An 18,825-nucleotide genomic window follows, 5' to 3' on the forward strand; every position below is an offset into this window, starting at 1 on the left:
GCGCCCGGGTGATCGCCGCCGCATCACATCTCCGGGTCGTCCATGAACTTGCGGACGTCCTGCGCACAGCGGCAGGCGACCGCGATCTTGGCGGCCCACTTCAGGGCCTCCTCCCGGGTGGGTACGTCGACGACGGTGACGCCGCCGATGAGCTCCTTGCTCTCCGGGTACGGGCCGTCGGTGACCATCCCGTCGATGGCCACCTCGGCGTGCTCCACGTCGCCGTCGTCGTAGCTCAGTCCGCCGCCGAAGACGAACACGCCGGCGTCCCTGATCTCCTGGATCACCGCGTGAGAGTCCTTGCCCACCTGGGGAAAGTCCTCGTCGGGGATGTGGTCCATCGCACCGCGCTCGAACGAGATCAAGTACCGCGCCATCTCATCACTCCTAGTCCCAGCGACCTTCCTCCGGCCGCCTCTCACCCGTGCTACGAACGCGTCACTCCGGATCCGACAGGCTATCGGCAGAAATTCTCCGGGACCGCGGCTCAGCCATCCCCGCGGGCCGCCTTCAATGCCCGTCTGATCAGCGGGAGCTGCAGCGGCAGCCGGGCCCAGGCCACCGCCTTGGCCGGCAGGGACCCCTTCCGCTGCAGGTCCGCTGCCATCTGCACGTTCGCCGGAAAGACTGCCACCAGCAGGCCCGCGCTGACCAGGCCTGCCACCCGCCGCGTCCGCGGGTGCAACAGCCCGGCCGCGCAGGCCAGCTCGGCCGCTCCGGACGCGTAGACCAGTTCCTTCTTCCGCGGCAGCGCCCGGGGCACGATCTGCTCGAACGGCTCGGGTTTCACGAAGTGCAGCGTCCCGAGCACACCGAACAGCAACGCCAGGCCGGTGGTGGTTCCGCTCCGAGACGCCATGCCGCGGAGCCTACCCGACGGTAATCGGCAGCTCGCCGTACGGCGTCGCAGCTGCCTGGGCGGCGTACACCAACGCGGGTTTCAGCGTCGGCCAGAACATCGACGCCATGCATGAGTACGCCGGCAGGAATCCGCCGCACGACCCGCCGTCCGGCCCGATCTCGAACGTGTACGACGGAACGCCGCGAGTGCCGTACAACCAGTCGTCCGTCGCCCCCGGCGCGAAGTACCCGACCCCGCCGTCGCCGGTCGACACCGGATAGCCGGTGAGCGCACCCATCTTCTTGCCCAGAGCAACCAAAGCTGCCTTGTTCGGCGCATCGTTGTTGGTGTAACCCCACGGCGCCAGGATGTCGTTGCGGAAACTGTGCAGGGTGAGGAAGACACCCGTCGTACTCGCGGCGGCCGGGTCGTCGATGTCGCCCTTGGTGTCGGCGAAGAGCTTGTCCAGCAGACCCTGGATCGCCATCGTCTCCGGCTCCGACAGCGCCTTGGCACCTGGGTACGTCTCGTCGCACGGCCCACCCTCGTTGACGTTCCACTGGAACGACGAGTTGCGGTTCAGGTCGACGCCGGCATCCGACGCGGGGCAGCCGCCGGCGCTGTCGTCGACGTTCTTGCGCTGCAGGACCGGCCGGTCCGGGTTCGACGCGACCACGTCGACGCCGTCCGGATTCGCCATCGGCACGACCCACAGCTCACGGGTGTCCATCAACTCGGTGATCTCGGGGCCACTGCCGTACGACGAGACCAGCAGGTCGATCCACTGGTACGCGGTCTCGCCGGTCACCAGTTCGCGTGCGTGGATCTGGGTGTGCAGCACGAACTTCGGCTTCTTCCCGGTGCTGTCGAGTGCACAGTCGCCGGCGGCCAGCTTGGTGATGCACAGGGCCTGGATATCGTGCCCGCCCTGTCCCTGCGTCTTCAGCCACGAGTCGCCGATGTCGTACAGCTTCACCAGGTCCGGGTGCGCCGCGGCGACGGCAGCGTTGTGCTGCTCGTGTCCGGCGGCCGTGTGGTACCCGCCGTAGTACGTCGCTCCCCCGGGCTCAGACCGCGGTACCGGGTGATACACGTCCCCGGTCTTCCCCAGTACGACGCCTCGTGCGCGCAGGTGCTCAGCCTCGGCCGGAGTCGCGACCACCGTCGGCCGGGTGCCGTGCGTAACGTCGTACCCGTCCTTGATCAGGTCGGCGACCGACAGGGCGGCGGGCAGGCGCATCGAGTAGTACGAGAGATCCGGTGGAGCGGCGGCAGAGACGCTGGTCAGCGAGACAAGGATCAGGGCAAAGCTGCACAGGGCAACGACAAGCCTTCGCATGCTGTGGGATTCCTTCCGCGGGGCGGGGCGGCGTAGAGACTCAGCCAACCCCACCCGCGGTCACTGCACTATCACGGAGAGCACGCAGTATCAGAACAAGATCGTCGCGAACGTCTCGATCGTCCGGAAGCCGACCCGCTCGTACGCGGCCCGGGCCGGCGCGTTGAACGCGTTGACGTACAGCGTCACCACCGGCGCGATCTGTCGCGCCAGCTCGACCACCGCAGCCATCCCCGGCGCGGCCAGTCCGCGGCCGCGGAACTCCGGATCGACCCACACCCCCTGGATCTGGCACACCCCGGTCCCGACCGATCCGACCTCCGCCTTGAACACGACCCGGCCGTCCTCGATCCGCGCGAACGCACGCCCGGCCCGGATCAGCTCGGCCACCCGGGACCGGTAGAACGTCCCGTCCGGCCCGGTCTGCGGTGGTACGCCGACCTCCTCGGTGTACATGGCCACGCAGGCCGGGTAGAGGATCGGCAGCTCGACCGGTTCGACCGGGCGGACCAGCGGGTCCGGGGCGATCAGCGGCGGGTCCTCGATGACCATGAACGGCTGGTTGTCGCGCACCTCGCGGGCCGGACCCCAGTGCGGCTCGAGCGCTGTCCACAGCTGCTCGACCTCGCGGGCCGGTCCGAGGATCTGGAAGCAGTTCCGGCCGCGACGCAACGCGTACGCCGCGAACGCGCGCAGGGCCGCGTCGTCCGCGCCCACCGGCACCATGTTGCCGCCCGCATGGCACAGTGCCTCGAGGTCGCCCTTCTCGACGTACCCCCAGACCTCGGCACCCCGCCGCGGATCGAGTCCGGACGCCTGCACCAGGCTGTCGACGAACACGTTGACCACCGGGTCGCGGGCGATCACGGCGCGCGCCGCCGCGAGGTCACGAGGACCGAGAACCCGTACGCCCACGCGCAGAACCTAGCGGATGATCCCCGGATCAGCATGCAACGGGGCGTCGGCGGGCCGGGCTGGACCGGTTCAGGCCACCGTCGCTTCGTGCCCGGCCGCGATCCGGCGCAATGGCGACGTCCAGGCCACGGCGACCGCGACGACGATGAAGGATCCCATCACCACCATGCCGGTCCGGACGCCGTAGTGGTTGCCGAGCACACCGCCGACCACCGATCCGAACGTCCAGCCCACACCCCACGACAGCATCCGGGCGGCCGTGTTCACCCGGCCGAGCAAGTGCTCCGGCGTCACCTGCTGACGGTAAGAGATGGTGTTCACGATGACCAGCACGTACGCCGATCCCCACACGAGTAGCGCGATCGCGGCCGACTCCCAGCCCGGTGCCATCGGCGTGATGATCCCGAGGAGGGCCGAGACCGGCAGTGCGTAGAGCGTGATCGCGGCCGGCGACATCCGCTTCAGCAGCCGAGGCAGTCCGACGGCTGCGATCAGTCCGCCGATCCCCCACGTCCCCCACACGACTCCGAAGCGGAGTCCCGACGTACCGACGTGCAGAACTCGGTCGCACCACACCACCATCAGTGCCATGAACCCACCGCCGGCGAAGGACTGCAGACTGCCGACGATCGTCATCGTCCGCACTCCGGCGTGCCCGACCAGGTAGCGCAACCCTTCGGCGATATCGGCGAGGACCACCCGCGTCCGCAGCGGCTGCCGTCCGTCCCGCTGCTCGGACATCGCGCGCATGATCCCGCGGACCGCGAGAGCCGACCCGACGAAGCTCAGTGCGTCAAGGGTCAGCAGGCTCGCCGGATTGAGCACCGCCAGCGAAAGACCGGCCAGCGGTGGGACGAACAACTCGATCAGGCTGGACGCCGTCCAGACGACCGAGTTCGCCTGCGCTACCCGGGCCCGGCCGACCAGGACCGGCAGGGCACCGAAGTTCGCGCCGTCGAAGAATGTGTAGACGCTCTGCACCAGGAACGCGACCACCAGCACATGCGCCACGGTCAGCATGTCGAGCAGATGCGCGACCGGGACCGAGCCGACCAGCACTGCGTTCACCAGGTCGGAGTTCACCATCACCCGGCGCCGGTTCCACCGGTCGGCGAGCGCGCCGGCGAACAGACCCGTCAGCAGGTACGGCGCTGCTTCGAGCGCGGACACCAGCGCGGTGAGGACGGTCGAACCGCTCAACCGGTAGACCAGCACCGGCAATGCGATCGCGGTGACCATCGACCCCGTGACGGACAGGGCACGGGCTAGCCAGTACCGCCGGAAGTCCGGATCGTCCCGCAGTCGGTCGGGCATCGTCGTCGTCATGCGGGGCACTCTGCAACTTCAAGCCGTCTGGAGGTCAAGGCTCATCCACATCAGTTCGACGCCGAGATCGCGGTCCGGGGTCTTCTGTGCCTCGCTGAACCCGTTGGCCCGGTAGAAGCCGATCGCCTGCTCATTGCCGACCAGAACGTCCAGCAGGAGTTCCGTCGTACCCTCCGGCAAGGCGTTGACTGCCGCGTCGAGGAGCGCCTTGCCGACACCCTTCCGCTGCTGGTCCGGCAGGACGTAGAGCTTCCACATCACCCAGAAGTCGTCCTCACGGCCGAGGCCGACGATCCCGACCAACTGCTCGCCTTCGGCCGCGACCAGGGTGATGCCGTTGCGGATGCCGCGCTCGACCGCCTCCGGCGACCACCACTGCGCGAGTCCGTCGGTGATGAACTCGTCCGACACCAGACCGCCGTACGCGACCGGCCAGGTCGTCAGCCCGATCCGCCGGATCGCCTCGACGTCACCGACCTCGGCCCGGCGGACCGCGATCATCCGTGCACCACCATCGGCTGCCCGTCCGGATCCACGACCTCGAGCGTGTCGCCGGTCCGGGTCGTCTGATAGCCGGCGTCCGTCAGTCGCTGCAGGACCGCGGCCAGGTCCTCGCTGGTCGACAGATCCATCCGCACGCCCTCCTTCTCCCCTGGACCGAAGTACACGTGCTGTCGCGCCCCGAGGAGGTCCAGGATCTGCGTCCAGGCCGCCTGGTCCGTCCCGGCCAGGTACGGCGTGACGCTCCAGCGCTCGTCCGGCGGCGTCTCGTTGAGCCGGTAGCCGTACAGGTCCTCGCTGCGCTCGTCGACCCACAACTTCGTCCCGTTCGGGGCGATCGCCGACAGCACCCGCCCGTACGCCTCGTCCCAGATCGACACGTCGGCGTACCCGGTACTGTCCAGCGTCGCCTTCAGCGCGTCGACGTCCTCGGCCTCGAAGACCAGGTCCGTCTGCCCCGGCCGCCCACCGGTCGAACTGGTAGCGGCGTCGTGCAGCGCGATCATCCCGTGCCCCGCGAGCATCACCGCCCACCCTCCCCGCTCGGACTCGATCCGGGCCGTCAGTCCGACAGTCTCCAGGAACGCCCGCATCGCGTCCACGTCGTTCGTGAACCGCAGCGGCCGGATCACCACGCCAGTCATCCCCGCGCCTCCCCATGCTTGTCCAGGTACTCCGTCAGTGCCTGCTCCACCAGCGCGGACAGGCTTGCCGCCTCGTCGATCGCCTTGTGCTTCACCCGGCGGACCAACTCGGGCGGCAGGTACACGTTGAACTGCACCTTCTTGCCGCCGTCATCACTCATGGCTATATTGCTAGCATCCTAGACAACTACCAGTCAACAGAGGAGTCCGACGATGAACGCCGGCAGGTGGTGGGTAGGTGGCTGGCTGGCGGGTTACCTGCTGGCTGGCGGGTTGTTGCGGGTCAGGGATGAAACAACCCGCCACCGGACGGAGCTGCCAGTCTCTACACCGCGGCCAGGAGGGCGTCGTCGAGTTCTTTGTTGAGTTTGGCTCGGGGGCGGGCGCCGACGACGGACCAGATGACCTCGCCGCGGTGGAACAGCATCAGCGTGGGCAACGCCATGACGCGGTAGCGGGCGGAGATCCCCGGGCTCTCGTCGGAGTTCAGCTTCACCACCGTGAGTTGGTCCGCGCGTTCGGCGGCGACCTGGGCCAGCAGCGGCGCGATCTGGTGGCAGGGCGGGCACCACTGCGCCCAGAAGTCCACCAGCACCGGCTTGTCCGAGCGCAGCACCACGTCGTCGAAGGTCCCCTCGTCGACCGCTTGCAGGTCAGTCATAGTTGCTTCATCCTCCAGTTCTCGGCATCGGACAGGAGGTCGGTGAGCCGGGCCCGCAGATCGGTGAGTTCGGTGATCCGCTGGTCCACCTCGGCGATCCGGGCCCGGTACGCCGTCAGCGACGCCGGGCAGACGTCCGCCCGCTCGTTGCCGGCCCGCAGGCACTCGATGAATGGGTACGTCTGCTCCGCGGTCAGCCCGAGGCTCAGCAACGCCTTCACCTCGCGCACCACGACCACGTCGTCCGGCTCGTACGTCCGGTACCCGTTGGCCTCGCGCCGGGGTTTGAGCAGTCCCTGGGACTCGTAGTACCGCACCGCCTTGACCGTCACTCCGGCCTCGGCCGCCAGATCGCTGATCCGCATTCCGCCTCCTTCGCTCCGACGCTAAACCTTGACCCTCGGGTCAAGGTCAAGCCAGAATAGCCCGGATGCCGTTCGCCGGTGTCAGTGGCCGCGGAACGCCTCCTCCAGCCACCACGACGGATGGTCCGCGACGACCTTCGCGTCCACGAGCATCGGTGCGGACCGTGGTCCGTTCAGCCAGTCCGCGACTGCGGCGAGGTCTTCGGCGGTGCGTACGGTCACTGCCTCGAAGCCGTACCCGCGTCCGATCGCAGCGATGTCGGTCGGCGGGAACGTCACCGTGTTCAACGGGTACCCGCCGGGACCGAAGTGGTGCACCTCGGCGCCGTACGCGTCGTCGTTGTACACGACCACCAGCATCGGCAGGCCGAGCCGGCGTACGGTGTCGAGCTCCGCGGCGCTCATCAGCGCACCGCCGTCACCGAGTACGGCGACGGGCAGGCGGTCCGGCTGCGCCAGCGCGGCACCGATCGCGGTGGCAAGCCCCAGCCCGACCGACTGGAACGCCTGGGTGAAGCAGAGGCCGTTCTCGTCCGGCACCGAAAGACACACGCTCGGGTAGCCCATGAAGTTGCCGGAGTCGACGGCGATCACCCGTTCCGCCGGAAGGAGGTCGTCGAGCGCGAGGCTCAACGTCCGTGGATCGATCCGGTCCCCCGTGCTCTCGTCGTCGAACGCCACGTCGCGCCAGCGCACGCTCCCGAGCTCCGCCGAGCGATAGCCCACCCGCTGCTCGCCGAACGCGTCGAGCACCGTCGTGGCGGTGAGCCCGACGTCGCCGGTGACGCCGACCTGGATCTCGCGGTGGACGCCCAGCGCGGTCGCATCGTCATCGACCTGCACGACGGTCGCGTCAGGTCCGATGAGCGCGCCGTGCCGCGTCGTCCACATGTTCAGCGCGCAGCCCCAGCCCACGATGAGGTCGGCGGCGCGGATGAGCTCGGCAGTCCGTGGCGACGCGAAGCCTCCGGAGATCCCGAGCGACCATGGGTTGCCCTGGAACAGACCGTGCGCGACGGCTGAGGTCGCGAGGAGCGCGCCGGATCGTTCCGCCAGAGATTCAAGGACTTGTCGATGGCCGCGGGACCCGCGGCCCGCGACGAACACCGGTCGCTCCGCATGCCGCAGCAGGTCGGTCAACTTGGTGGCCTCGGCTGCGTCCGGCACCACCCGGTCCTTTGAAGGCGGTGGCGCGACCGCCGGTGCCGCAGTCTCCAATGCCTGCAGGGAAAGCGGAACGTTCAGCAGCACCGTACGGCGTTCGCGAACGGCCGTCGCCACCGCGCCCAGGGCCTCCGCCACCGCGGTCTCCGCCGAGGTGACCCGCACCGGCACCGCACCCACCGAACGGGCGAGCGCCTCCTGGTCTACGTAAAAGTTCGACCGCGGCTCGGTGACCTCCGCCGCCACGACGACCATCGGCGTCCGGCTCTTCGCCGCCTCGGCGATCCCGGTCATCGCGTTCGTCAGGCCGCAGCCCTGATGGACCGAGAGCGCGGCGACCGTCCCGCTCATCCGTGCGTACGCGTCTGCCATCGTGGCCGCGCCGCCCTCGTGCCGCGCGGCGACGAACCGCGCGCCGCCGGCCACCATCGCGTTCGTGAGGTGGAAGTTGCCCGACCCGATCACGCCGAACACCTGGCGGACACCCGCGGCCGCCAACGTCCGGCCGACGGCGACCGCGACGTTCATCGGGATTCGACCAGCGCGAGCACCCGCGCGGGAGCGCCGGAGCCGCTGACGATCGGCAATGGGCCGGCGATGACGACGGCGCCGGTCGGCGGCAGCTTGGCCAGGTTCTGCAACTGCGTCAATCCGTACTTGTCGCTGCCCATCAGGTTTGCGTGGCACGGGAACGGCGGGTCGAACGAGTGCGCCTGCCCGGCGTCGGTGCCGACGGTCTCGACGCCGAGGCCGAGTACCGGCGACTCCTGCGCCACCCATCGCGCGCACTCCGGCGACAGGCCCGGCGTGTGCGGCCCGTTCCCGTCGGCGTTGAGGAACGCCTCCTGCGAGTGTGACCGCGCATCCCACCCCGTGCGCACGAACAACCAGCCGCCGGCGGGCAGCGGTACGTTCTCCGCCTCCCAGGCCTTGAGGTGGTCGACCTCGACGAGGAAGTCGGGGTTCTTCTCGACCTCGGCGCTGAAGTCGAGCACAACCGCCGGCGCGATCAGCTTGCGGGCCGGGACCGACGCCACGTCGGCGAGGTCCTTGCCCGTGACCCAGTGGTTCGGCGCGTCGAAGTGGGTGCCGGTGTGCTCGCCGCTGGTGAAGTTGTTCCAGTACCACGCCGGCCCGCGGTCGTCGTACCTGCTGATCTCCTCCAGTGCGAACGGCGCCGTCTGCCCGAACTCCGGCGGGAGCTGGATGACCGGCGTCGACGCGGACAGCGGCGACGTCAGGTCCACCACCTCGACCGACCCATCGGCGAGTGCTGCGACGAGTACCGACAAGGGCGACGAGCCGGTCATGTGGACCTCCAGAACAGTGGCGTACGAGACCCCCCGACGCTAGGGCGACGACCGTCACCTCGTCCAGGATTTCGCCCAGCGTCATGGGTCAGGCAGCATTGGCCGCATGCTGCTGGCGACCTTTCGTTCGCCCGAACTCTCGCCTGGCGGACGGCTGGTCGAGCGGACCGCGGTCCGAGGTGTGCTCTTCCGCGGGCGGGAGTTGCTACTCCTCGCCTCGCGCCACGGCGACTACAAGTTCCCCGGCGGCGGGGTGGATCCGGGTGAGTCATTCGCGGAGGCCCTGCAGCGGGAGTTCCACGAGGAGTGCGGGTACGTCGATGTTGCGGTCGGCACCGAACTCGGCACGACCAGGGAGGAGGTGCCGGCGATCGAGGCGGCGTACGACGTCTTCGGGATGACGTCGCACTACTTCTCATGCACGGGTGGGTCGGCTCGTGATGGGCAGCAGTTGGAGGGGTACGAGGCGGAGTTGGAGCTCACGCCGCAGTGGGTCACGGTGGATTTCGCGCTCGCGGCCAACCGGGCTGTGCTCGCCAGTGGGGTCGGCGTGATGCGGTGGCTGGTGCGGGAGATCGCCGTACTGGAGTGGCTCAGCGCACGTAGTCGCTGACCCACTCCCCCAGGATCTTCGCGCTGGCATCCACGAGCGCCGGCCAGTCGAGCGCCGCCTCGTCGGCCGAGTCCGACACATGCTTCACGACCCGCACCGGTACGCCGTACTCGCGGCAGGCGTAGACGACGCCGTACGCCTCCATGTCGACCAGTTGCGCCCGCTCCGCGAGCCGCGCCCGTACGACGGGATCCGTCACGAACACGTCCCCCGACGCCAGCACCGTCCCGTCGCCGCCCTCGACGTGCAACTCGTCCTGCGGATCCAGTCCGATCGCCCGGATCGCCTCCGCATTCACATCGTGATTGATCACCGTGCTCGGCAAATACAACCCCGACATCCCATCTCTGAGCGCTCCGGTGGTGCCAACATTCAGCACCACCAACTCAGAGGTGTCCCGCCCCGCCAGCATCCGCGAGGTAGCCACCGCCGCCGCAGTCTTCCCCACCCCAGTCACCACCACCTGCACCCCGGCCGGCACATACCGAGCCTCCCCCGCCACAGCACTCACCACGACGTACTCGTTCACGGCAGGACTGATGTCAGCCTGCGGTGACGGTGGGGGTGCCGGGGTCTGCGGTCTCGCCCATTTCCTCGGCGATGCGCATGGCTTCTTCGATCAGGGTCTCGACGATGGCGGCTTCGGGGACGGTCTTGATGACCTCGCCCTTGACGAAGATCTGGCCCTTGCCGTTGCCGGAGGCCACGCCGAGGTCGGCCTCGCGGGCCTCACCGGGGCCGTTGACGACGCAGCCCATGACAGCGACGCGGAGCGGGACCTCCATCCCCTCCAAGCCGGCCGTGACCTGCTCGGCCAGCGTGTAGACGTCCACCTGGGCGCGGCCGCAGGACGGGCAGGAGACGATCTCGAGCTTGCGCTCGCGCAGGTTCAGCGACTGCAGGATCTGCAGGCCGACCTTGACCTCCTCGACCGGCGGCGCGGACAGCGACACCCGGATCGTGTCGCCGATGCCCTTCGACAGCAGCGCGCCGAAGGCCACCGACGACTTGATCGTGCCCTGGAACGCCGGCCCGGCCTCGGTCACGCCGAGATGCAGCGGCCAGTCACCTTGCTCGGCCAGCAGCTCGTACGCGCGGACCATGATGACCGGGTCGTTGTGCTTCACGGAGATCTTGAAGTCGTGGAAGTCGTGCTCCTCGAACAGTGACGCCTCCCAGACGGCCGACTCGGCCAGCGCCTCCGGCGTCGCCTTGCCGTACTTCTGCAGCAGCCGCGGATCCAGCGAGCCGGCGTTCACGCCGATCCGCAGTGACGTCCCGTGGTCCTTCGCGGCCTGCGCGATCTCCTTCACCTGGTCGTCGAACTTGCGGATGTTGCCCGGGTTCACCCGGACCGCCGCACATCCCGCCTCGATCGCGGCGAAGACGTAGCTCGGCTGGAAGTGGATGTCGGCGATGACCGGGATCTGCGAGTGCTGGGCGATCTCCGCCAGTGCGTCGGCGTCCTCCTGCCGCGGACAGGCGACCCGGACGATGTCGCAGCCGGCCGCGGTCAGCTCCGCGATCTGCTGCAGCGTCGTGTTGACCTCGTGCGTCTTCGTGGTCGTCATCGACTGCACCGAGACCGGCGCGTCCCCACCCACCAGCACTTTGCCCACCTTGATCTGGCGGGTCTTGCGGCGCGGGGCAAGGGTCGGCGGCGGCAGCGCGGGCATGCCCAGGTTGATGCTCATGTGTCCTTAACCGTTGGGTGAGGGTCAGCCGTTGAAGAGACGGATCGGGTTGACGATGTCGGCGATGACGAGCAGGACGCCCATCACCACGATCACACTGGCCGCGACGTACGCGATCGGGAGCAGCTTGGCCACGTCGACGTACCCGGGGTCGGGCCGGCCGAACAGCTTGGCGAAGCCGCGCCGGATGCCCTCCCAGATCGCGCCGATCATGTGTCCGCCGTCCAGCGGTAGCAGCGGGATGAAGTTGAACAAGGCAAGGAACAGGTTCAGCGAGGCGAGCAGCGAGATCAGGAACGCGATCCGCGAGCCGGCCGTCAGCGACTGGTTGGACGCGATCTCGCCGGCCACCCGGCTGGCGCCGACGACGCTCATCGGGCTGTTCTCGTCGCGCTCGCCGCCGCCGATCGCCTTGGCTACGCCGACCAGCTTCTGCGGGAAGTTCCCGATCGCTTTCACGGTCGCCACGGTCAGCTCGCCCATCTTGCTGACCACGAACCCGAAGTCCTGCCGCTCGGTCTTCATCTCCGGCGAGACGCCGAGGAACCCGACCGAGACGATCTTGTCCGAGCCCGCCTCGTCGGGGACCTGGTTGACGATCGTGTGGGTCTGCAGCGTGGTCCGCTGACCGTTGCGCTCGACAACGATGGTGGCGGACTTGTCGGTGTTGGCCCGGATCAGCGGGGTCAGCTGGTCCCAGCTGGAGATCGCGGTGCCGTTGAACGCGACGATCTTGTCGCCGACCTGGAACCCGGCCTCCTTGGCCGGCGACACCTTGTCGGTGTCGACGCACTTGCGGTCGGTCGACGCCTGCGAGGCCGGGATCACACAGTCGGTGACCGTGGCCACGGTCGTCTGCGCGACGTTGGCGCCGTACAGCATGAACAGGCCGCCGAACAGCACGAACGCGATCACCACGTTGACCAGCGGCCCGGACGCCATCACGATCAGCTTCTTCCACCACACCTTCTGGTAGAACAGCCGGCCGTTGTCCTCGGGCGCGATCGTCTCGTAGTCCGCGGTACGGGCGTTCTCGACCATCGACTGGATCGGGCCGGTGTTGGCCTTGCGCACCTTGGTCGGGTCATCGCCCTTGGCGGGCGGCATCATGCCGATGATCCGGACGAACCCGCCGGCCGGGATCAGCTTCAGGCCGTACTCGGTCTCGCCGCGCTTGGTGGACCACACGGTCCGGCCGAAGCCGACGAAGAACTGCGACACCTTCATCCCGAAGGCCTTGGCGGGCAGCATGTGGCCCATTTCGTGCAGTGCGACCGAGATCAGGATGCCGGCCGCGAACAGCACGATGCCGAGGAGAGTGAGAAGCGCGGTCATGCCTTGGTGGTCTCCTGTACGCCGGTGAGTTCACGGGCCCGGGCACGGGCCCAGCCGTCCGCGGCCAGTACGTCGTCGATGGACAATTCCTCATACGAGGGTACGTCGTGTTCGGTCACTACCCGGGCCACGGTGTCGACGATCGCCAGGAACGGCAGCCGGCCGTCCCGGAACGCCTGGACACAGACCTCGTTCGCCGCGTTCAGCACGGCCGGGGCGGTGCCGCCGCGGGTCCCCGCCTCCCGGGCCAGCTGGACCGCCGGGAAGGCCTCGTCGTCGAGCGGCTCGAACTCCCAACTGCTCGCCGTGGTCCAGTCACAGGCCGGCGCCACGTCCGGAATCCGGTCGGGCCAGCCGAGCGCGAGCGCGATCGGCAACCGCATGTCGGGCGGCGACGCCTGGACCATGGTCGCGCCGTCCACGAACTCCACCATCGAGTGCACGATCGACTGCGGGTGCACGACCACCTCGATCCGGCTCATCGGCAGCCCGTACAGCAGGTGCGCCTCGATCACTTCGAGGCCCTTGTTCACGAGATTGGCCGAGTTGATCGTGATCACCGGACCCATGTCCCAGGTCGGGTGGTTCATCGCCTGCTCCGGGGTGACGTCGGCCATCTCGGCCCGCGACCGGCCCCGGAACGGACCGCCGCTCGCGGTCACCACCAGACGGCGTACCTCGTCGGCCGTTCCGCCGCGCAGGCACTGCGCGATCGCGCTGTGCTCGGAGTCGACCGGCACGATCTGCCCGGGCTTGACCCGGCGGGTGACCAGCGGGCCGCCGATCACCAGTGACTCCTTGTTGGCCAGTGCGAGCGTCGTCCCCGCGTCGAGCGCCGTGAGCGTCGGCTGCAGTCCGACCGAGCCGGTGATGCCGTTGAGGACCACGTCACACGGCATCGCCGCGAGCTCGCTGGACGCGTCCGGGCCGGTGATGATCTTCGGGATGCGGAACTCACCCTGCGCGTACCCCTGGCGCTGTGCCTCGGCGTAGAACGCGAGCTGCAGGTCCTGGGCGACCGTCGCCTTGGCCACCGCGACCACTTCGACCCCGAACTCCAGCGCCTGCGCGGCGAGCAGACCGACGTTGCTCCCGCCCGCCGAGAGCGCGACCACCCGGAATCGCTCGCGGTTGCGCCCGATCAACTCGAGCGCCTGGGTCCCCACAGAGCCGGTAGAGCCGAGGATGACAACGGATCGCGGATTCACCCGGCCATTGTCCCAGGTGAACACACAAGGTGACGAGGTGGTGGTTCTAGGAGAGGTACAGGAGGAGGGGGAAGTTGCCGAGGCGGATTTCGTCGCCGTCGCCCACGTGGATGCTGCGGACCGGTACGCCGTTGACGGTGGTGCCGTTGGTCGAGCCGAGGTCGCGGAGTTCGAAGGTGACCTGGTCGATCCGGAGCAACTCGGCGTGGTGCCGGCTCACCTGCGGGTGGTCCAGGATCAGGTCGCAGTCCGACGACCGGCCGATCAGCACCAGGTCGAGGATCGGCATCGCGTCCCCGTCCGGACCCACCAGCACCGGCTGCCGTGGTGCCGCCAGCGCAGCCTCGATCTCCGCCATACCCTCGGTGTGAATCGCCAGCGACAGGAGCAGGTCGTCACCACTCGCCAGGTGCAGGTTGTGCTGAGCGCCGTACCCGAGCAGCAGGTCCTCGGACTCGTCGATCACGACAGCGGACACGTGGTAGTACCCCGGAGGCAGCCGCGCGTACGTCGCACCGCCGAGCGACGTGGTCAACACCACAGCGTCGAACTCCGGGTGACTGACATCGGTGATGGTTACGAGCACCGGATCGTTCGCCGTGAGGTGTGCCTGCGCACCACCGTCGCCCGGAGTGAACTCGACAGTCAGTTGCGGCGCCGGCTCGGCCTGCTCCAACCCCGCCAACCGATCCACCGCCGGCACTGTGCCGGCCGGGATGAACAACGGCTCGTACTGGCCGTGCGCTCTGATCAGCACGTCCAACTGCGGCTGGACGGACCGGTCGCCACCGGACGCACGTGCCTTGCCGCGCGCCTCGAGGAACGCAGCCACCATGCCTTTGCCGAAGGTGAAGTTCACGTCTCCCACCACGGCCCTCACGAACCCACTGATCGGCTCCATCCGCACACCCCCAGCAACTCAGTATCGCGGAACCACCACTCCGGTACGGCGGTGTCCGGTGTGCCGCCGGTGGCATATCTTTAGGGCTTGTGTCTCCTGCCGCCACTCGCCACACCAAGACAGTGCTGATCATCGAGAACGATCCGGGCAGTGGTCCGGGCCGGTTGCTCGACTGGCTCGAGGGACGGGGGTTCTCACCCGTCGTCGTCCGTGCCTGGGACGGCGAGCCGATTCCCGCAGGCATCGACGGCCATGCCGCACTGATCCTGCTCGGCGGCGGAATGCTGCCCGACGCCGACGATGCCAAGCCGTGGCTGAAGGCCGAGCGGGAGTTGCTGCGGACCACCACTGAGCACGACCGTGCGCCGGTCCTCGGCATCTGCCTGGGCGCTCAGCTGATCGCGCACACCTTCGGCGGTGAGGTCCGCGGCAAGTACGGACTGCCCGAGAAGGGCGTCACCGAACTGAAGCTGCTGCCCGGCGCCGAGGACGACCCGCTGCTCACCGGTCTGCCGTCGACCGTCCGTGCGATTGAGAGCCACCAGGATCAGATCACCCGACTCCCGGCCGACGCCGTTCTGCTGATGTCCAGCGAGCGCTGCCCCCACCAGATGCTCCGCATCGGCCGCAGCTGGGGCGTCCAGTTCCACCCGGAGGTCGCCGCCGAGCGAGTACGGCGCTGGAACCCGGAAACCCTGCGCTCGTGGGGATTCGTGCCCGAGGAGGTCGTCGCCGGCGCCGAGCGGCACGAGGCCGAGCTGGACCAGACCTGGTCGACGGTCTTCGGCCGGTTCCTGGATCTTGCCGACTGACGTCCGGAGGGACCGGTAGCGGCGCTACCTTTGGGGGCATGAGTCTGGAGCAGCCGCCGCCCGGGCAACGGGCGTCCGACAACGATCGTGAGCGCGCCGCCGCCGTTGTCCAGGAAGCACACACCGACGGGCGGCTGGACTTCCAGGAGCTGGACGAGCGGCTGACCCAGGTCTACACGGCCAAGACCCAAGTGGAGTTGCGCAACGCGACAGCCGATCTCGTGCCGGTCGCACACGGCAGCGCCGCCGAGCTCACGCTCCGGGCGAAGCACAGCGCGCAGAAGCGTGAGGGCGCCTGGACCGTGCCGGAGCGGATGACGGCGATCGCGGAGCACTCCTCGGTGAAGCTCGACTTCACCGACGCGGTGGTGCACTGGAGCGTGATCCACGTCGACGCGCACGCCAAGCACAGCTCGGTCGTGATGGTGATTCCGGAAGGCTGGAGCGTCGACATCGACCAGGTCGACATGGTCCACAGCAGTGCGAAGAACAAGGCCGGTCCACCGAGGTCCGGCGGTGTACGCCTGCACGTGACCGGCCAGGCCCGCCACGGCAGCATCGTGATCCGCCACCCCCGCAAACGCCACTGGTGGTGGCCCTGGTACCGGAAGTGACGGCCGCCCCGTTCGAGCAGTCGTACGCCGGCATCCTGCGCACGCACGTCGGCGATCAGCGGATCATCACACCGGGCCCGCGTGCCGTGATCGTCGACGACACGGGCGACGTACTGCTGGTCCGCCGCAGCGACGACGACACCTGGGTGATGCCGGCCGGAGGGCTCGAGCTGGGCGAGTCGATCTGGGATGCGCTCGTCCGCGAGGTGTCGGAAGAGACCGGACTGATCGTGGAGTCGGCGACGCCGATCGCGCTGTACACGGGTCCGCAGTACTGGTTCACCAACGCCTACGGCGGGCAGCACCAGATGTTCACGGTCGTCTTCCGGGTCGACCGCTGGAGCGGGACGCTGACCACCGAGACCGACGAGACCCGGGACGCGCGGTTCTTTCCACGGTCCGGGCTGCCACCACTGCGATCCGTCTACCGGGAGACCTTGGCGGATCTCGACGCGTTCGACGGCACCTTGATCGTCAAGTGAGCATGTGGCTTTCCACACCACCGCGGTGCGGCGGCGACAGGTTAGCGTTCGGGTATGACCGTTTCGCTGGATCTCGTGGATGTCGACTCGTTGCTGACCGAGGAGGAGGTCGACGTCCGGGCGACGGCTCGGCGGTTCGCGGACGAGCGGTTGCGGCCGGCGTTGCCGGAGTGGTTCGAGACGGCGAGCATCCCGGCGCGGGAGCTGGCGAAGGAGCTGGGGGCGCTCGGGTTCCTCGGGATGCATCTGACCGGCTACGGGTGCGCCGGGGTCGGCCCCGTCGCGTATGGACTCGCCTGCCTGGAGATCGAGGCGGCGGACTCCGGGATGCGGTCGCTGGTGTCGGTGCAGGGGTCGCTGGCGATGTACGCGATCTGGAAGTACGGCAGTGACGAGCAGAAGGATGAATGGCTCCCCCGGATGTCGGCGGGCGAGGCGATCGGCTGCTTCGGCCTGACCGAGCCCGACTTCGGCTCGAACCCGGCCGGCATGCGTACGAACGCCCGCCGCGACGGAGACGACTGGGTGCTGAACGGTTCGAAGATGTGGATCACCAACGGCTCCGTGGCCGATGTCGCGGTGGTGTGGGCCCGGACCGACGACGGCGTACGCGGCTTCGTCGTACCGACCACGACTCCTGGCTTCTCCGCACCGGAGATCAAGCAGAAGATGTCGCTGCGGGCGTCGGTCACGTCGGAACTGGTGCTGGAAGACGTACGGCTGCCGGCGTCCGCGATGCTGCCCGAGGCACGCGGCCTGTCCGGGCCGCTCGGCTGCTTGAACGAGGCCCGCTTCGGCATCATCTTCGGCGCGATGGGCGCGGCCCGCGACTGCCTGGAGACGACGATCGCGTACGCCGGTGAGCGGATCGTGTTCGACAAGCCGCTGGCGGCGTACCAGCTGACCCAGGCCAAGCTCGCCGACATGGCGGTCGAGCTGAACAAGGGCATCCTGCTCGCCGTCCATCTCGGCCGGCTCAAGGAGAAGGGCACACTGCGCCCGGAGCAGGTCAGCGTCGGCAAGCTCAACAACGTCCGCGAGGCGATCGCGATCGCCCGCGAGTGCCGCACGATCCTGGCCGCGAACGGCATCAGCGGCGAGTACCCGATCATGCGGCACGCCAACAATCTCGAGTCCGTCCTCACCTACGAAGGCACCTCGGAGGTCCACCAGCTCGTCATCGGCCAGGCGCTGACCGGGCACGCCGCCTTCCGCTGACGCATGGTCGAGGGGCTGATCGGGTACCAGGAGTGAGATCAGCTACTCAACGTGACCGCTTCGGGAGGTCAGGAAGGAGCCGGTATGAGGATCGGGGCCGGAATCGCGCTCATCGCGGCGGGAGCCATCATCGCGTTCGCCGTGCGAGACACGTCCGACACTCTGAACCTCACCGCCCTGGGGATCATCATCATGCTCGGTGGCGCCGCCGGAATCTGGCTGTCGTACCGGCTGGCCAACCGGCGCCGGGGGCATGATGACGTCGTGGTGATCGACCCGGACGTCGAGAAGCAGTACAACACCACCCCGCCCGACCAGGTCGCCGACCATCCCATCGACGTCACCCCGACGCACCTGCGCGGGGATCACAAAGACTTGAGGAAGTAGTCACACTCGTCCGCGTGGGTGCGGACCACCGTGCCGTCGGCAGCCTGCTCGGTCCATTCGTCGACGACGGGCGGGCCTGACCACGGCCGATAGTCCAGGCGCTCGTACAGCCTGCGGGCCTTGGGGTTGTCGGCGCCGACGGCCAGGCCGATGGCGGGTTTGTTCCACTCCCCCGCGATCGCCTCGGCGACGCGGATGATCGCCGTACCGATGCCTTGGTTGTGGACGACGGCGCTGAGGGCGTTGATCTCGGCCGGATCCGCGTCGGCGCGGACCTCGGCGTACTTCGACTCCCTGAGCAGCATCGTCTGCCCGACGATCTCGCCGTCGCGGTGGGCCAGCAGGAACAGACCGTCGCCACCTTCCTGGATGTCCCAGCGGGCGCGGAGGTGGTGCTGCGCTGCCGGATACTCGGCGACGCCTGCGATCAGCTGTTCGACATCGGCGGGGGTCGCGGGTCTGATGTCCATTCGCAGACTTTAAGACTGATTGAAG

General features: G+C 68.6%; 24 protein-coding genes. 6 read left to right on the top strand and 18 right to left on the bottom strand.

Translation table 11 applies throughout. The annotated features are described in order from the left end of the window. Nucleotides 1–23 precede the first annotated feature (23 nt). The 12 genes from AB0I34_RS37630 to AB0I34_RS37685 all read right to left on the bottom strand — a co-directional run bounded on the left by AB0I34_RS37630 (nucleotide 24) and on the right by AB0I34_RS37685 (nucleotide 9,066). Nucleotides 24–377 (bottom strand): YciI family protein, encoded by a 354-nt coding sequence (locus tag AB0I34_RS37630; RefSeq protein WP_360455098.1) that lies wholly within the window; start codon nucleotides 375–377, stop codon nucleotides 24–26. 110 nt (nucleotides 378–487) lie between these two features. After that, nucleotides 488–859: a hypothetical protein gene (locus AB0I34_RS37635; RefSeq protein ID WP_360455101.1), complete on the bottom strand. Its 372-nt coding sequence runs from the start codon at nucleotides 857–859 to the stop codon at nucleotides 488–490. Nucleotides 860–869: 10 nt separating this feature from the next. Beyond that, a complete protein-coding gene (locus AB0I34_RS37640; protein ID WP_360455104.1) occupies nucleotides 870–2,180 on the bottom strand; it encodes a M14 family zinc carboxypeptidase in 1,311 nt (436 codons plus the stop codon). Between the two features lie 90 nt (nucleotides 2,181–2,270). After that, nucleotides 2,271–3,095, bottom strand: a complete 825-nt coding sequence (locus tag AB0I34_RS37645) for a GNAT family N-acetyltransferase (RefSeq protein ID WP_360455107.1) — start codon at nucleotides 3,093–3,095, stop codon at nucleotides 2,271–2,273. A gap of 69 nt (nucleotides 3,096–3,164) precedes the next feature. Beyond that, nucleotides 3,165–4,421 (bottom strand): MFS transporter, encoded by a 1,257-nt coding sequence (locus AB0I34_RS37650; protein ID WP_360455110.1) that lies wholly within the window; start codon nucleotides 4,419–4,421, stop codon nucleotides 3,165–3,167. A gap of 18 nt (nucleotides 4,422–4,439) precedes the next feature. Continuing rightward, on the bottom strand, nucleotides 4,440–4,922 hold the full coding sequence (locus AB0I34_RS37655; protein WP_360455113.1) for a GNAT family N-acetyltransferase: 483 nt from the start codon (nucleotides 4,920–4,922) through the stop codon (nucleotides 4,440–4,442). Further along, nucleotides 4,919–5,566 carry a VOC family protein gene (locus tag AB0I34_RS37660; RefSeq protein WP_360455116.1) on the bottom strand — a complete coding sequence of 216 codons (648 nt, stop codon included), beginning with the start codon at nucleotides 5,564–5,566 and terminating at the stop codon, nucleotides 4,919–4,921. The genes AB0I34_RS37655 and AB0I34_RS37660 overlap by 4 nt, the downstream gene beginning before the upstream one ends. After that, nucleotides 5,563–5,727, bottom strand: coding sequence for a CopG family transcriptional regulator (locus AB0I34_RS37665; protein ID WP_360455119.1), 165 nt, complete (start codon nucleotides 5,725–5,727; stop codon nucleotides 5,563–5,565). Before AB0I34_RS37665 ends, AB0I34_RS37660 begins: the two co-directional genes overlap by 4 nt. Before the next feature lie 164 nt (nucleotides 5,728–5,891). After that, on the bottom strand, nucleotides 5,892–6,227 hold the full coding sequence (trxA, locus tag AB0I34_RS37670) for a thioredoxin (RefSeq protein ID WP_360455122.1): 336 nt from the start codon (nucleotides 6,225–6,227) through the stop codon (nucleotides 5,892–5,894). Continuing rightward, complete coding sequence (locus AB0I34_RS37675; RefSeq protein ID WP_360455124.1) at nucleotides 6,224–6,592, bottom strand: MerR family transcriptional regulator; 369 nt, start codon at nucleotides 6,590–6,592, stop codon at nucleotides 6,224–6,226. The genes trxA and AB0I34_RS37675 overlap by 4 nt, the downstream gene beginning before the upstream one ends. 81 nt (nucleotides 6,593–6,673) lie before the next feature. Then, the gene (locus tag AB0I34_RS37680) at nucleotides 6,674–8,284 is read right to left on the bottom strand and encodes a thiamine pyrophosphate-binding protein (RefSeq protein ID WP_360455127.1); all 1,611 of its coding nucleotides are present in this window, start codon (nucleotides 8,282–8,284) and stop codon (nucleotides 6,674–6,676) included. Continuing rightward, the gene (locus tag AB0I34_RS37685; RefSeq protein WP_360455130.1) at nucleotides 8,281–9,066 is read right to left on the bottom strand and encodes a cyclase family protein; all 786 of its coding nucleotides are present in this window, start codon (nucleotides 9,064–9,066) and stop codon (nucleotides 8,281–8,283) included. Before AB0I34_RS37685 ends, AB0I34_RS37680 begins: the two co-directional genes overlap by 4 nt. Nucleotides 9,067–9,172: 106 nt before the next feature. On the opposite strand from AB0I34_RS37685, the gene AB0I34_RS37690 reads away from it, so the two are divergent. Beyond that, on the top strand, nucleotides 9,173–9,679 hold the full coding sequence (locus tag AB0I34_RS37690; RefSeq protein WP_360455133.1) for an NUDIX domain-containing protein: 507 nt from the start codon (nucleotides 9,173–9,175) through the stop codon (nucleotides 9,677–9,679). Here AB0I34_RS37690 and AB0I34_RS37695 read toward each other — a convergent pair. From AB0I34_RS37695 to AB0I34_RS37715, 5 genes are read right to left on the bottom strand one after another with little or no spacing between them, the layout of a single operon-like run. Continuing rightward, a complete protein-coding gene (locus AB0I34_RS37695; RefSeq protein WP_360455136.1) occupies nucleotides 9,660–10,208 on the bottom strand; it encodes a nucleosidase in 549 nt (182 codons plus the stop codon). The genes AB0I34_RS37690 and AB0I34_RS37695 overlap by 20 nt on opposite strands. 13 nt (nucleotides 10,209–10,221) lie before the next feature. Next, nucleotides 10,222–11,373, bottom strand: coding sequence for a flavodoxin-dependent (E)-4-hydroxy-3-methylbut-2-enyl-diphosphate synthase (gene ispG / locus AB0I34_RS37700; RefSeq protein ID WP_360455138.1), 1,152 nt, complete (start codon nucleotides 11,371–11,373; stop codon nucleotides 10,222–10,224). Nucleotides 11,374–11,397: 24 nt separating this feature from the next. After that, complete coding sequence (locus AB0I34_RS37705; RefSeq protein ID WP_360455141.1) at nucleotides 11,398–12,708, bottom strand: M50 family metallopeptidase; 1,311 nt, start codon at nucleotides 12,706–12,708, stop codon at nucleotides 11,398–11,400. Next, nucleotides 12,705–13,916 carry a 1-deoxy-D-xylulose-5-phosphate reductoisomerase gene (gene dxr / locus AB0I34_RS37710; RefSeq protein ID WP_360455143.1) on the bottom strand — a complete coding sequence of 404 codons (1,212 nt, stop codon included), beginning with the start codon at nucleotides 13,914–13,916 and terminating at the stop codon, nucleotides 12,705–12,707. Before dxr ends, AB0I34_RS37705 begins: the two co-directional genes overlap by 4 nt. Before the next feature lie 46 nt (nucleotides 13,917–13,962). Then, entirely contained in the window at nucleotides 13,963–14,817 is an 855-nt protein-coding gene (locus tag AB0I34_RS37715) for an FHA domain-containing protein (RefSeq protein WP_360455146.1), read from the bottom strand. An 89-nt stretch (nucleotides 14,818–14,906) separates the two neighbouring features. Between AB0I34_RS37715 and AB0I34_RS37720 the strand changes: the two genes are divergently transcribed. From AB0I34_RS37720 to AB0I34_RS37740, 5 genes are all read left to right on the top strand, one after another. After that, entirely contained in the window at nucleotides 14,907–15,629 is a 723-nt protein-coding gene (locus AB0I34_RS37720; protein ID WP_360455149.1) for a type 1 glutamine amidotransferase, read from the top strand. Between the two features lie 38 nt (nucleotides 15,630–15,667). Further along, complete coding sequence (locus tag AB0I34_RS37725; protein ID WP_360455152.1) at nucleotides 15,668–16,243, top strand: DUF1707 domain-containing protein; 576 nt, start codon at nucleotides 15,668–15,670, stop codon at nucleotides 16,241–16,243. Beyond that, on the top strand, nucleotides 16,240–16,725 hold the full coding sequence (locus AB0I34_RS37730; RefSeq protein WP_360455155.1) for an NUDIX domain-containing protein: 486 nt from the start codon (nucleotides 16,240–16,242) through the stop codon (nucleotides 16,723–16,725). Before AB0I34_RS37725 ends, AB0I34_RS37730 begins: the two co-directional genes overlap by 4 nt. A gap of 54 nt (nucleotides 16,726–16,779) precedes the next feature. Continuing rightward, nucleotides 16,780–17,943: an acyl-CoA dehydrogenase family protein gene (locus AB0I34_RS37735; protein ID WP_360455158.1), complete on the top strand. Its 1,164-nt coding sequence runs from the start codon at nucleotides 16,780–16,782 to the stop codon at nucleotides 17,941–17,943. Between the two features lie 84 nt (nucleotides 17,944–18,027). After that, nucleotides 18,028–18,330: a DUF6458 family protein gene (locus AB0I34_RS37740; protein ID WP_360455160.1), complete on the top strand. Its 303-nt coding sequence runs from the start codon at nucleotides 18,028–18,030 to the stop codon at nucleotides 18,328–18,330. On the opposite strand, the gene AB0I34_RS37745 is transcribed toward AB0I34_RS37740, so the two are convergent. Beyond that, the gene (locus tag AB0I34_RS37745) at nucleotides 18,309–18,800 is read right to left on the bottom strand and encodes a GNAT family N-acetyltransferase (RefSeq protein ID WP_360455163.1); all 492 of its coding nucleotides are present in this window, start codon (nucleotides 18,798–18,800) and stop codon (nucleotides 18,309–18,311) included. The two genes, AB0I34_RS37740 and AB0I34_RS37745, sit on opposite strands and share 22 nt — an antisense overlap. Between the last annotated feature and the right edge of the window lie 25 nt (nucleotides 18,801–18,825).

Source organism: Kribbella sp. NPDC050281, assembly GCF_040655855.1.
Classification (GTDB): domain Bacteria; phylum Actinomycetota; class Actinomycetes; order Propionibacteriales; family Kribbellaceae; genus Kribbella.